Annotated in this window: 11 protein-coding genes; 6 read left to right on the top strand and 5 right to left on the bottom strand. The window is 76.1% G+C overall.

Going from position 1 to position 12,527, the window contains the following annotated elements; translation table 11 throughout:
* Positions 1-30 precede the first annotated feature (30 nt).
* Complete coding sequence (locus DMP17_RS36570; protein WP_337831921.1) at positions 31-1,014, top strand: SDR family NAD(P)-dependent oxidoreductase; 984 nt, start codon at positions 31-33, stop codon at positions 1,012-1,014.
* Here DMP17_RS36570 and DMP17_RS36565 read toward each other — a convergent pair.
* Complete coding sequence (locus DMP17_RS36565; protein WP_226366276.1) at positions 1,004-1,588, bottom strand: TetR/AcrR family transcriptional regulator; 585 nt, start codon at positions 1,586-1,588, stop codon at positions 1,004-1,006. The genes DMP17_RS36570 and DMP17_RS36565 overlap by 11 nt on opposite strands.
* A 172-nt stretch (positions 1,589-1,760) precedes the next feature.
* Here DMP17_RS36565 and DMP17_RS36560 point away from each other — a divergent pair, with 172 nt between their 5' ends.
* Positions 1,761-2,300 (top strand): DUF5709 domain-containing protein, encoded by a 540-nt coding sequence (locus DMP17_RS36560; protein ID WP_337831920.1) that lies wholly within the window; start codon positions 1,761-1,763, stop codon positions 2,298-2,300.
* 82 nt (positions 2,301-2,382) lie between these two features.
* On the opposite strand, the gene DMP17_RS36555 is transcribed toward DMP17_RS36560, so the two are convergent.
* Together DMP17_RS36555 and DMP17_RS36550 are read right to left on the bottom strand one after the other, a co-directional pair.
* Positions 2,383-2,808 (bottom strand): SsgA family sporulation/cell division regulator, encoded by a 426-nt coding sequence (locus tag DMP17_RS36555; protein ID WP_337831919.1) that lies wholly within the window; start codon positions 2,806-2,808, stop codon positions 2,383-2,385.
* Positions 2,809-3,052: 244 nt separating this feature from the next.
* Positions 3,053-3,709 carry a hypothetical protein gene (locus DMP17_RS36550; RefSeq protein WP_226357857.1) on the bottom strand — a complete coding sequence of 219 codons (657 nt, stop codon included), beginning with the start codon at positions 3,707-3,709 and terminating at the stop codon, positions 3,053-3,055.
* Positions 3,710-3,926: 217 nt separating this feature from the next.
* Between DMP17_RS36550 and DMP17_RS36545 the strand changes: the two genes are divergently transcribed.
* On the top strand, positions 3,927-5,624 hold the full coding sequence (locus DMP17_RS36545; protein ID WP_226357856.1) for an AMP-binding protein: 1,698 nt from the start codon (positions 3,927-3,929) through the stop codon (positions 5,622-5,624).
* A 16-nt stretch (positions 5,625-5,640) separates the two neighbouring features.
* On the opposite strand, the gene DMP17_RS36540 is transcribed toward DMP17_RS36545, so the two are convergent.
* A complete protein-coding gene (locus DMP17_RS36540; protein ID WP_226357855.1) occupies positions 5,641-6,273 on the bottom strand; it encodes a flavin reductase family protein in 633 nt (210 codons plus the stop codon).
* Positions 6,274-6,332: 59 nt separating this feature from the next.
* On the opposite strand from DMP17_RS36540, the gene DMP17_RS36535 reads away from it, so the two are divergent.
* Positions 6,333-7,310 (top strand): cobalamin biosynthesis protein, encoded by a 978-nt coding sequence (locus DMP17_RS36535; RefSeq protein WP_337831918.1) that lies wholly within the window; start codon positions 6,333-6,335, stop codon positions 7,308-7,310.
* A 542-nt stretch (positions 7,311-7,852) separates the two neighbouring features.
* On the opposite strand, the gene DMP17_RS36530 is transcribed toward DMP17_RS36535, so the two are convergent.
* Positions 7,853-8,734 carry an SURF1 family cytochrome oxidase biogenesis protein gene (locus DMP17_RS36530; protein WP_337831917.1) on the bottom strand — a complete coding sequence of 294 codons (882 nt, stop codon included), beginning with the start codon at positions 8,732-8,734 and terminating at the stop codon, positions 7,853-7,855.
* A gap of 58 nt (positions 8,735-8,792) precedes the next feature.
* On the opposite strand from DMP17_RS36530, the gene DMP17_RS36525 reads away from it, so the two are divergent.
* On the top strand, positions 8,793-10,322 hold the full coding sequence (locus DMP17_RS36525) for a cobyric acid synthase (RefSeq protein ID WP_337832786.1): 1,530 nt from the start codon (positions 8,793-8,795) through the stop codon (positions 10,320-10,322).
* The gene (locus DMP17_RS36520) at positions 10,319-12,526 is read left to right on the top strand and encodes a putative cobaltochelatase (RefSeq protein ID WP_337831916.1); all 2,208 of its coding nucleotides are present in this window, start codon (positions 10,319-10,321) and stop codon (positions 12,524-12,526) included. Before DMP17_RS36525 ends, DMP17_RS36520 begins: the two co-directional genes overlap by 4 nt.
* The last annotated feature ends 1 nt before the right edge of the window (position 12,527 follow it).

Below are 12,527 nucleotides of genomic sequence, written 5' to 3'. Positions count from 1 at the left end.
GGCGGCCCGGCGCTGTGGTCGGATCGGTCCGTGCTCGGCAGTGCTCTGGATACCGTCCTCGACCGCACCCTGGTCCCCGGCTACTCACGGATCGGGTACCTGCTGCGGCGCCCGGGGTGGAGCGGTGACCGCGCCGACCCGCCGCGCGGCGCCCTGACCGGGCGCACCGCGCTCGTCACCGGTGCGGGCGGCGGGCTGGGGGAGGCGATCGCGACCGGGCTCGTCCGGCTCGGTGCGACGGTGCACCTGCTCGTCCGCTCCCGGGACAAGGGCGTCGCCGCGCAGGACCGGATCCTGGCCGCGGTCCCCGGCCTGTCCCGCGACCGGCTCCCGGTGCAGGTCTGCGACCTGGGCGAGCTCGCCGACGTGCGCGCGTTCGCGACCCGGTTCGCCACCGAGGTCGACGCGTTGGACGTGCTGGTGCACAACGCCGGGCTGCTCCCGCCCGAGCGCAGCGAGACCTCCGAGGGCAACGAGCTGACCCTGGCCGTGCACGTCCTCGGACCGCTGCTGCTGACCCGGCTGCTCACCGACACCCTCGCGGCCGGCGCCGAGCGGTCCGGAGCCGACTCCCGGGTGATCATCATGTCCTCGGGCGGCATGTACGCCCAGCCCCTGCGCGACGACGACCTGCAGTTCCGCACCGGTGACTACGGCGGCACCGCGGCCTACGCCCGCACCAAGCGGATGCAGGTCGTCCTGACCGGGCTGCTCGCCGACGAGCTGGCGCCCCGGCACGTCACCGTGCACGCACTGCACCCCGGCTGGTCCCGCACCCCGGGCGTCACCGGGTCGCTGCCGCTGTTCGACAAGGTCGTCGGTCCCGTGCTGCGCACCCCGGCCCAGGGCGCGGACACCGCGGTGTGGCTCGCGGCCGCGCCGTCGTCGGCGGTCGGGACCGGCCGGTTCTGGCACGACCGCACGCCGCGCCCGGCGCACTACCTGTCACGGACCCGGGAGACCCCGGCCCAGCGCGAGCGGTTCCGCGCCGAGGTGGACCGGCTCACCGGCTGAGCCCGGGCGCCTCCAGCAGGGTGCGGGCGGCACGCGTGACGTGGTCCAGCACCGTGTCCGGGTCGGCCCGACCGACCGCGCCCCCGGGCAGCAGCGGCTGGACCAGGCTCAGCCCGAGCAGCCAGGTCAGGACCAGCTCCGCGCGCAGCTCGGCGTCGGCCCGGTCGGCGGCGCCGGCGGCCTGCGCCGCGAACGCCTCGGTGAACGCCCCGGCCAGCTCCACCCGCACGGCTGCGGCCGCCTCCGACGTCCCGGCCGAGCGCACGACGGGCCCGAACAGGTCGCGCTCGGGCCCGTCGCCGCCGTCGAGGATCGACCGCAGCAGGCGGGGCAGGAGCTCCTCGGGCGGGCCGTCGTGCAGCACGGCGAGGGCGCGCTCGGCGGCGACCCGGGCGAACAGGGCGTCCTTGCTGCCGAAGTAGCGGAAGAGCAGCGCCTGGTTCACCCCGGCCCGGTCGGCGATCGCGCGGACCGAGGTGCGGTCGTAGCCGTGCTCGGTGAACAGGTCCGCGGCCGCGGCGAGCAGGGCGCTGCGGGTGCTGTCACCGGAACGGGCGGACGGGGCGGCGGTCACGGGGGAGTGCTCCTTCGTACGACGGGTGCGGCGCGGGAACCGGCCACGGCGGGTCCGGTGTCGGCGACCGTAGCGTCCGGGCGCCGGCGCATGGCGCGGCGCGACGCGGGGTACGCACGGTCGATACTGAACACCGCCCGACACACGGCCACACCGAGGAGACCCGCAACCGATGGCATCCGCTTCAGGTGACGAGAACGAGTTCCAGCCGGAGGCGCCGGACATGGCGTCGGCGATGCAGCTGGACACCGACGAGGCGCTGACCGGTCCGTCGGACACCGACCCGCTGGACTCCGGCTACGTCCCGCCGGACCGCCCCTACGGCGTCGAGGACAACGCGGTGACCGCGGCGGGCCAGGAGGCGGGCGAGTCGCACGAGGCGCGGCTGGCCCGGGAGCTGCCCGACGAGCTGCCCGAGGGCGACCCGAGCCGCTCCGGGCGGCTGACCGCCGCCACCGACTCCGCCGCGGGCGACCCGGCCGTCGACGGCGCCGGGACCGACGTGGGCATCGACGGCGGCGCGGCCAGCGCCGAGGAGGCCGCCGTGCACGACGTCGACGAGGGCATCGTGCCGGTGGTCGACGAGTCCCCGGTCGGGGACCCGGAGGTCAGCGACCAGCTCGCCCGCGACGCCGACCACGCCGACGAGGCGGCGGCCGACGCCGAGTGGGACGCCTCGACCGACCCCGAGTGGGCCGAGCAGAACGGCTGAGCGCCGGGACACCCGGCGGACACGAGGGCCCCGGTACCGCGTCGTGCGGTCCGGGGCCCTCGTCGTCGGTGGGAGCCGGTGCTCAGGGGGTGCTGGGACCCGCCGCGCTGCCGGTCAGCCGCGCGATGGCACCGTCGATGTCGAGGTGGTCGTGCTCCTCGCCGAGGTCGACGATCTCCAGCGTGGAGTCGACGAACTGGGCCAGCAGGTCGCGGTCGACCTCCAGGACGGCGGACCCGCCGTCGGAGCGGATCTCCAGCTCGACGACGTCGTAGCCGTCGATGCGCCGCGGCGCCATCCGGATGTCACCGATGCCGGTGGGCGTGGTCAGGCCCTCGATCACGAGGTCGCGGGCGACGAGCCACTCGATCCAGCGGTCGGAGGACCGGCGCACCGAGAACGAGATCGCGAACGGGTCCGAGGCGCGGTACGCCCAGCGGCTCACGATCGGCGACGCCTGCCCGTGCAACACGGTGAAGACGTCCTGCTGGACCGACTCGCTGGCCATCGTGCTCCGCCTCTCCTGGACCCCCCGACCGCCGCGGTACCGCGACGGCCTCACACGGAACATCGTCGGAACGGGCCCGGACGCTGCACCCGGCGCCGGGTTTCACCCGTTCGCGCCAACTGTCATTCACCTCACGGTACCCAAGGCGCGCAAAGGGTGTAACGCGAGGCCGGGTTCCGGCGAGAGACGCCGTCCGGTATGGGACCCGGTGACGCTGGGTGCCGGTGCGTGCCGACCGTCCGGGTCAGCCGCGGTCGACGCGGTCGACCACCCAGATCCCGCCGGTGCCGGAGCGGACCGGCTGGGTGAGCCGGATCGTCGAGCGCTGCGCCGACCTGCCGTCGGTGGCGGCGTACACACCGTTGGCGAGGCGGGTGACGGTCGGGTTCCGGTAGCCGAGCTCGCTGCCGACGTAGGAGATCGTGACCTCCTCCGGGTCGAGCAGCCACGGGTCGCCGCCGGCGTCGGACTGCTGCTGCATCCGCCGCGCGGTCGCCGCGTCGCCCGCGGGCCACATCGGCGACGCCGCCGCGGCCGCCCCCGGGGCGCCGGTGCGGCCCGGCCCGGTGCCGCCGCCGTCGGTGCCGCCGCGCCCGGGTGCGGGCCCGGGCGTCGTGCGGGACGGGTCGGCGGTGCGGCTCGGGGTGGGGGTCGTCGTCGGCGTGGGCGTCGGGGTCGGTGTCGGGGTGGCGGTCGGCGACGTCGTCGGGACCGGCGACGGGGTGCGCCACGCCGCGGGCAGCTCGCCGTTGCCGCAGCCGGCCAGCAGCAGCACGAGGATCAGCAGCGCCAGCCCCACGAGCACGCCGCGCAGCAGCAGCCGCGGCCCGTACCGGCCCACCCGCAGGCGGGACACCGACACGTCGGGGGTCGGCACCTTCGGCAGGTTCGGCACGGTCACGCGGGCACCTTACGATCACCGGCCCGCCCGGGCGGGGCGACCTCGCCGCCACCATCGCGTGATCGGCGCCGCACGGTCGGTACCCGGCCGGCGGCGGTCGTCGCGCACTGCCGGGTCGCCGGTGGAGTGACTAGGGTCGCGGTACGGCCGCACGGGCGGCCCCGCACGACGGGCCCGGGGCACGGGCCCCCCGCACGAGCCCACCGAGGTGCACCCCATGGCGACCGGCAGCCCGGCGACGGAGAAGTTCCTCGCCGCCCGCGACTTCCTGCTGACCCACCGCGAGGACTACGACACGGCCTACCGCGACTTCCGCTGGCCGGAGCTCGAGGAGTTCAACTTCGCGCTCGACCACTTCGACGTCGTCGCCGCCGACCCCGAGCGGGGCGCGCGGAAGGCGCTGTGGATCGTCGAACAGGACGGCTCGCAGGCGCACTGGACGTGGGCGGAGCTGTCCGAGCGGTCCAACCGGGTCGCGAACTGGCTGCGTGCGCAGGGCGTCGCCCGGGGCGACCGGATCATCCTGATGCTCGGCAACCAGCTGGAGCTGTGGGAGACGCTGCTGGCGGCGATGAAGCTGGGCGCCGTCGTCATCCCCGCGACCACCCTGCTCACCCCGGCCGACCTGCAGGACCGGGTGGACCGCGGGCGGGCGGCGCACGTCGTCGTCGGGGCGGACGACGCCGGCAAGTTCGACGACGTCGACGGCGACTACACCCGCATCGCCGTCCGCGGCGCCGTGGCGGGCTGGCGCGACTACACCGGCGAGGCCTACTCGGCCGCCGCCGAGTTCACCCCGGACGGCGCCACGAAGGCGTCGGACACGCTGCTGCTGTACTTCACCTCCGGCACCACGGCGAAGCCGAAGCTGGTGGAGCACACCCACACGTCCTACCCGGTCGGGCACCTGTCGACGATGTACTGGATCGGCCTCGAGCCCGGCGACGTGCACCTCAACATCTCCTCGCCCGGCTGGGCCAAGCACGCCTGGTCGAACGTGTTCGCGCCGTGGATCGCCGAGGCGACGGTGCTCGTCATGAACTACGCCCGGTTCGACGCCGAGTCCGTCCTGTCGGTCCTGGACTCCTGCGGCGTGACCAGCTTCTGCGCCCCGCCGACGGTGTGGCGCATGCTGATCCAGGCCGACCTGTCCGGGCTGGCGACGCCGCCGTCCAAGGTCGTCGGGGCGGGGGAGCCGCTCAACCCCGAGGTCATCGAGCAGGTCGAGAAGGCGTGGGGCCTGCGCATCCGCGACGGGTTCGGCCAGACCGAGTCCTCGGTGCAGATCGGCAACCCGCCCGGACAGCCGGTCAAGCCGGGCTCGATGGGCAGGCCGATCCCCGGGTTCGTCGTCGCGCTGGTCGACCCGGCCACCGGGAAGGTCGCCGACGAGGGCGAGATCTGCCTGGACCTCGACCACCGCCCGACCGGGCTGATGGTGGGCTACGCCGACGACCCGGAGCGCAACGCCGAGGCCATGGCCGGCGGGTACTACCACACCGGCGACGTCGGCTCCCGCGACGAGTCGGGCTACATCACCTACGTCGGCCGGGCCGACGACGTGTTCAAGGCCAGCGACTACCGGATCAGCCCGTTCGAGCTGGAGAGCGTGCTGATCGAACACCCGGCGGTCGCCGAGGCCGCGGTCGTGCCGTCCCCGGACCCGGTCCGCCTCGCCGTGCCGAAGGCCTACGTGGTGCTCGCCAAGGGGCACGAGCCGACCGAGGAGACGGCGAAGGCGATCCTGCAGTTCGCCTACGACAACCTCGCGCCCTACAAGCGGATCCGCAGGCTCGAGTTCTTCGAGCTGCCGAAGACGATCTCCGGCAAGATCCGCCGGGTCGAGCTGCGCGGCCGGGAGGGCGAGATCCACGCCGACCCGGCCGCGACGCCGCCCACCGAGTACACCCTCTGACCCGGCGGGGGCCGGGTCACCCGTCGCCGAAGTGACCCGGCCACTGCTGGTAGGGGATGCGGGTGATCTCGAGGATCTCGCCCATCCGCGACCACTCGTTGCGGCCCAGTCGGGCCAGCGGGGCGAGCCGGTGGATGTCGGGCAGGGAGTTGCCGCGCTCGTCGGTGACGAACACGCTCTCCTCGATCGCGGCGTGCACGACCCGGCCGATCACCACCGTGCTGTCGCCGAGCTCGATCGCGGCGTGCAGCCGGCACTCCAGCGCGACCGGTGACTCCGCGACCCGCGGCGGGGCGACGACCGACGACGCCTCGGCCGTCAGCCCGACCGAGGAGAACTCGCTGATCTCGGCGGGGAAGTCGGTGCCGGTCGCGTTGATCTTCTCGAACATCGGCTCGTTCGCCAGGCAGACGACGAACTCGCGGGTCTGCGACACGTTGCGCAGCGAGTCCTTCTTCCCGACCGACGTGAACTGGATCATGGGCGGGTCCACGCAGGACACCGTGAAGAACGAGTGCGGGGCGAGGTTGTCGACGCCGTCGGCCGAGCGGGTGGAGACCCAGGCGATCGGCCGGGGGACGACGACGCTGGTCAGGAGCTTGTAGAACGGGCCGCTGCCCATCTCGTCCGGCTTGAGGTCCGTGCGCATGCCCATGATCCTGCCCGGCCTGCCCGCAGCCTGCGCGCGCGCCGCTCTAGGTTCGGCGCATGGGAACACGTGGCCGCGCGGCCGGGCTGGCCGCCGGGATCGTCGCCGACGCACTGCTCGGCGACCCGCGCCGGGGTCACCCGGTCGCCGGCTTCGGCACGCTCGCCGCCCGGCTGGAGGGCCGGATGCACCGCGACGCCGTCGCACCCGGGGTGGCCTACACCGCGATCCTGGTCGGGTCGGCGGTCGCGGCGGGGTCGCTCGCCGAGGCGGTCGCGACCCGTGCGGGTGCGACGCGTGCGGGCGCCCGGGCCGAGCCCGTCGTGCGGGCCGGGCTGACCGCCGTCGCCACCTGGGCGGTGCTCGGCGGGACCTCGCTGGTGGGGGAGGGCGCCGCGCTGGCCGCGTCGCTCGACGCCGGTGACCTGGCCGCCGCCCGCGCCCGGATCCCGCACCTGTGCGCGCGCGACCCGGAGCTGCTCGACGCCGACGGCATGGCCCGTGCCGGGACCGAGTCGCTGGCCGAGAACACCTCCGACGCCGTCGTCGGGCCGCTGGTGTGGGGCGCGGTCGCCGGGATCCCGGGGCTGCTGGGCTACCGCGCGGTGAACACCCTCGACGCGATGGTCGGCTACCGGTCCGCCCGGCACGCCCGCTTCGGGTGGGCCTCGGCCCGTCTCGACGACGTGGTCAACCTGGCTCCGGCCCGGGTCACCGCGGTGGTCACGGTGGCCGTCGCGCCGCTGGTGGGCGGCTCGCCGGCGACCGCGCTGCGGGCCTGGCGCCGCGACGCCGCCGGGCACCCCAGCCCGAACGCCGGCCCGGTCGAGGCGAGCGCCGCCGGCGCGCTCGGGCTGCGCCTGGGCGGGCCGACGGTCTACGCCTACGGCACCGAGGACCGCCCGTCGCTCGGCGACGGGCACCCGCCCCGGGTGGCCGACCTGCACCGCGTCGCGCGGCTGTCCCGGCTGGTGGCCGGGGCGGCCGGGCTGCTCGCCGTCGCGACGGCGGCGGTGCTGGGGCGGCGGCGCGGCTGAGCCGGTCGCCGCGGCCCGCCGGCCCCGGGTTCGCCGGCAGCGCTGTCCTGCCCACCCCGGCCCGCCTCGGCGAGCACCCTGCGCGCCTGCGCGGCCCGCGGGTGGTCCGGCGCCCCGCGGTGCCGTGGCGCCCGGAATCCGTTCACCGCATGAACTGTCTCCGGCGACAGCGGGTCTGTTCGGGTGGCTCCGGCGGCCCGCCGCCCGGGTCCCGGTGAGTCCGGCCGATCTCCACGCCTACCCGGTCGGTGAGGGTGGATCGTGGAATTCGCTTACCAGGTAAGCGAGTTCGGAGAGAGCTGTCCCGGAGGGTGGCGGCTCGGCGCACTGCCGACGTGCCACCATGCCGGACGGGTGAATCCGCTTACCGGGTGAGCGAACTCGGCCGGGGCGAAGGGGCGGAGAGGACCTGCACCCGCGGTGAGCGGCTCCGGCGCGCGGTACTCCGGCGCGATGAGCCGAGCGCCCGGCGCCGCGCACTCACGTGGCACCTCGGGACCGCGCAGGGCGGCGGCCCGCGACGGGTGCGGCGCGGCGTGGGGTCAGCCCGAGCCCGGACTGGACCCGGCGGCGGCGTCGCGGGTGGTGCCGGGGGCGCTGTCGTCGGCACGGTCGGCGGGGACGGGCTCGTCGCCGAAGCCGTCGCGGCCGGAGAGCTGGTCCCGCAGGCTGCCCGCCTTCTCGCGCTTCCCGTTGCGCTGCAACAGTTCCAGCCGGATGAACAGGACCAGGGCGACCAGAGCGACGGCGCCGAAGGTCAGCCACTGCAGGGCGTAGGAGAAGTTGCTGAACGGCGCTCCGCCCCCGACCGGCTCGACCGGGATCGGGTCCAGCACGCCGGGCTGGCCGGCCTCCAGCACGACGACGCCCTCGACCGGGGTCAGGCCGGTGGCGGCGGCGACCGAGCGGGAGTCGGACACGTAGACCTGGTGGGTGCCGTTCTCGATCAGCGGCGGGCGGCCCTGCGGGTCGGTCTCGTCCAGGCGCAGCCTGCCCTCGATCGTCACCGGGCCGGCGGGCGCGGCGGCGTAGTCGGGCACGGCGCCCCGGTCCGCGGCCGGGACCGACCCCCGGTTCACCACGACGGTCCGGCCGTCGGTGAGTCGCAGCGGCGTCAGCACCTCGAAGGCGGGCGCGCCGTCGACGACCCGCAGGCGGACCAGGGTCTCCGCGGCACGGTCGAAGGTGCCGGCCAGGGTGACCCGACGCCACTGGTTGTCGGCGCCGATCGCCGTACCCGGCGGGACGAGCGTGTCGAACCCGACGGCGGGGGTCGCGTCGGCGGTGGCGATGGCCCGGCTCTGCGCCGAGCGCTCGGACTCACGGTCGAACTGCCACGGCGCGAGCAGCGTGTAGCAGGCGACGGCGAAGGCCAGCACCGCAACGACGAACGCGATCCACCCGGGACGCAGCAGGAAACGCACGCCGCCCAGGGTAGCCGCGCCCGCGGACGGTCCCGCCGGGGCGATACTTCCCGCCGTGGTGGTTCAGGGAGCGGTCCTCGTCGCGGGGACGACGTCGGACGCGGGCAAGAGCGCCGTCGTCGCCGGTATCTGCCGGTGGCTGCACCGGCGCGGCGTCTCGGTGGCGCCGTTCAAGGCGCAGAACATGAGCAACAACTCGGTCGTCACCCCGGACGGCGGCGAGATCGGCCGCGCGCAGGCGATGCAGGCCTTCGCCAGCGGCATCGCCCCCTCGGTCGACCTGAACCCGGTGCTGCTCAAGCCCGGCGGGGACCGGACCTCGCAGGTCGTGGTGCGCGGCCGCGCCGACGGCCAGGTGTCGGCGTTGTCCTACCGGCACCGCACCGCGGCGCTGTCCGACGTCGTCGCCGACTCCCTGGCCCGGCTGCGCGCCCGCCACGACGTCGTGGTCTGCGAAGGAGCGGGCTCGCCCGCGGAGATCAACCTGCGGGCCACCGACCTCGCCAACATGGGCCTCGCCCGGCGCAACGACCTGCCGGTGCTGGTCGTCGGCGACATCGACCGCGGCGGGGTGCTCGCGCACCTGTTCGGCACCCTCGCCGTGCTCGACCCGGCCGACCAGGCGCTGATCGCCGGCTTCGTGATCAACAAGTTCCGCGGGGACCCCCGCCTGCTCGAACCCGGCCTCGACCGGCTGCGCGAGCTCACCGGGCGGCCGACGCTGGGCGTGCTGCCCTTCGCCGAGGGCCTCTGGCTCGACGCCGAGGACTCGCTCTCGGCCGTCGCCGACGGGGTGCTCGGGCATCCGGCCCCGCCACGCGGCGGGCAGTGGCTGCGGGTCGCCGTCGTCCGGTTCCCGCGGATCTCCAACGCCACCGATGCCGAGGCGCTGGCCTGCGAACCGGGCGTCGCCGTGCGGTACGTGACCGAGCCGTCGCGGATCGCCGACACCGACGTCGTCGTGCTGCCCGGGACCAAGGCGACCGTGTCGGACCTGGCCTGGCTGCGGGCGTCCGGGATGGCCGACGCGGTGCGCGCGCACGCCGCGGCCGGGCGCCCGGTGCTGGGGATCTGCGGCGGCTACCAGATGCTCGGGCACACCGTCTGCGACCCGGACGGCGCCGAGGCCGCTCCCGGCACGACCGTCGCCGGGCTGGGTCTGCTGGACCTGGAGATCGCGTTCGACCCGGTCAAGCACCTCGCCACCCCCACCGCGACGGCGTGGGGCGAGACCGTCACCGGCTACGAGATCCACCACGGCCGCGTCGTGCGCTCCGGCGACCCCGGCCTGATCGGGGACGAGGGCAGCGACCGCGGCCACGTCCTGGGCACGCACTGGCACGGCCTCGCCGAGAACGACGGCTTCCGGCGGCTGCTGCTCACCCGCCTCGCCGAAGAGGCAGGACGGACCGGGTTCGTGGTGGCACAGGACACGTCGTTCGCGGCCGAGCGCACCCGGCAGGTGGATCTGCTGGCCGACCTGGTCGAACACCACCTCGACACGTCGTCACTTGAACATGTGATCGGACACGGTGCGCCGCCGGACCTCCCGGTGCTGACCTCCGGTCTGGCAGCCTCACCCGCGTGAGCACGAGCACCGCCCCCGCCGCCGGACCTCCCCGTTTCCCGTTCTCCGCCGTCGTCGGCCACGACGACCTGCGGCTGGCGCTGCTGCTCAACGCCGTGCACCCGGGTGTCGGCGGTGTCCTGGTGCGCGGGGAGAAGGGCACCGCGAAGTCCACGGCGGTGCGCGCGCTGGCCGCGCTGCTGCCCTCGCACGAGGTCGTCGACGCCTGCCGGTTCGCCTGCGACCCCGCTGTGCCGGACCCGTCCTGCCCGGACGGCCCGCACCCGGCGGGCGCGGCGGGCGGGCGTCGCCCGGCCCGGCTGGTCGAGCTGCCCGTCGGCGCGACCGAGGACCGCCTGGTCGGCTCGCTCGACCTGGAGAAGGCGCTGTCCGAGGGCCGCCGTGCCTACCAGCCCGGCCTGCTCGCCGACGCCCACCGCGGGGTGCTCTACGTCGACGAGGTCAACCTCCTGCACGACCACCTCGTCGACCTGCTGCTCGACGCCGCCGCGATGGGCCGCGCGCACGTCGAGCGCGACGGCGTCTCCGTCTCGCACGCGGCCCGCTTCCTGCTGGTCGGCACGATGAACCCGGAGGAGGGCGAGCTGCGCCCGCAGCTGCTCGACCGGTTCGGGCTGACCGTGGAGGTGCGGGCCAGCCGCGACGTCGACACCCGGGTCGAGGTGACCCGGCGGCGGATGGCGTTCGAGGACGACCCGGCCGGGTTCGTCGCCCGCTTCGCCCCGGACGAGACCGCGACCGCGGCCCGGCTCCGCGCCGCACAGGCCCACGTCTCCTCCGTCGCGGTGAGCGACCGGGAGCTGCGGCGGATCGCGTTCGTGTGCGCCCGGTTCGACGTCGACGGCATGCGCGCCGACCTGGTCATCACCCGGGCCGCGGCCGCGCACGCCGCCTGGGAGGGCCGCGACGCGGTGACCGCCGACGACGTGCGCGTCGCCGCCCGGCTCGCGCTGCCGCACCGCCGTCGTCGCGACCCGTTCGACGAGCCCGGCCTGGACCCGGCCGAGCTGGACCGCGCCCTCGCCGACGCCGAGGACCACCTGGGCCCCGAGGACGACCCGGACCCCGACGACGACCCGGACCCCGGCGGCCCCGGCCCCGACGACCCGGCCGAGCCGCAGGACGGCCCGGACGGCCCCGACGCCGGCGAGGAGCCCGACGACGCCGACGGGACCGGGGACACGCCCCCCGCGGGCGGCGACCCGCGCGGCGACGGTGAGCGCGCCGAGGCACCCGGCTCGGACGGCGCCGACGGCGGGGAGGACGCCACCGACCCGGCGGCGCCCGGCGACGACCGGGCCCCGGAGACCGCCGAGGCCCCGACCGGCGGCGACGGCGGGGACGGCCGGGCCGTCGTCGTCGGGGACGCCGCGCGGCTGCACCGGGCGACGGTCCGCAAGTTCACCGTCCCCGGGCTGGGCGCGGGCGCACCGGGCCGCCGCTCGCGGGCCCGCACCGACGCCGGTCGCATCGTCCGGCCGTCCGGGGCCGGGACCACCCGTGCCGCGGACCTGCACCTGCCCGCGACCGTGCTCGCCGCCGCGCCGCACCAGGCCGGGCGCGGTCGCCGCGGGCCGGGCCTGCTGGTCCACCGCGACGACCTGCGCCGCGCCGAGCGGGAGGGCCGCGAGGGGAACCTGGTGCTGTTCGTCGTCGACGCGTCCGGCTCGATGGCCGCGCGCAAGCGGATGACCGCCGTCTCGGGGGCCGTGCTGGGTCTGCTCCGCGACGCCTACCAGCGGCGGGACAAGGTCGGGCTGGTCACCTTCCGGGCCCGGGAGGCGGAGCTGGCGCTGCCGCCGACGTCGTCGGTGCCGACCGCCCAGCAGCGCCTGTCCCGGCTGCGCACCGGCGGGCGGACCCCGCTGGCCGGTGGCCTGCTCAAGGCCCGCGCCGTGCTCGACGCCGAGCGCCGCCGCGACCCGCGCCGCCGCCCGCTGGTCGTGCTGCTCACCGACGGGCGGGCCACCGTCGCCGCCCGTGACGGCGGGGACCCCGTCGCCGACTCCCGCCGCGCCGCCGGGCTGCTGGCCGCGGACGGGGTGCACACCGTCGTCGTCGACTGCGAGGCGGGCCACGTCCGCCTCGGGCTCGCCGCGCCGCTCGCCGCCGCCGCGGGCGGCGAGCTGGTGACCCTCGACGAGCTGACCGCCGACAGCGTGGGCGACCTGGTCCGGGAGACCCGGTCCGCCCGCGCCGCCTGAG

The organism is Pseudonocardia sp. TMWB2A, assembly GCF_017312135.1.
This window is presented reverse-complemented; position numbering and strand designations above follow the sequence as displayed.

Coding starts and splice junctions, on each gene's coding strand:
- DMP17_RS36560 (WP_337831920.1), top strand. CDS start 1,761: ATGGCATCCGCTTCAGGTGACGAGAACGAGTTCCAGCCGGAGGCGCCG.
- DMP17_RS36555 (WP_337831919.1), bottom strand. CDS start 2,808: ATGGCCAGCGAGTCGGTCCAGCAGGACGTCTTCACCGTGTTGCACGGG.
- DMP17_RS36545 (WP_226357856.1), top strand. CDS start 3,927: ATGGCGACCGGCAGCCCGGCGACGGAGAAGTTCCTCGCCGCCCGCGAC.
- DMP17_RS36540 (WP_226357855.1), bottom strand. CDS start 6,273: ATGCGCACGGACCTCAAGCCGGACGAGATGGGCAGCGGCCCGTTCTAC.
- DMP17_RS36535 (WP_337831918.1), top strand. CDS start 6,333: ATGGGAACACGTGGCCGCGCGGCCGGGCTGGCCGCCGGGATCGTCGCC.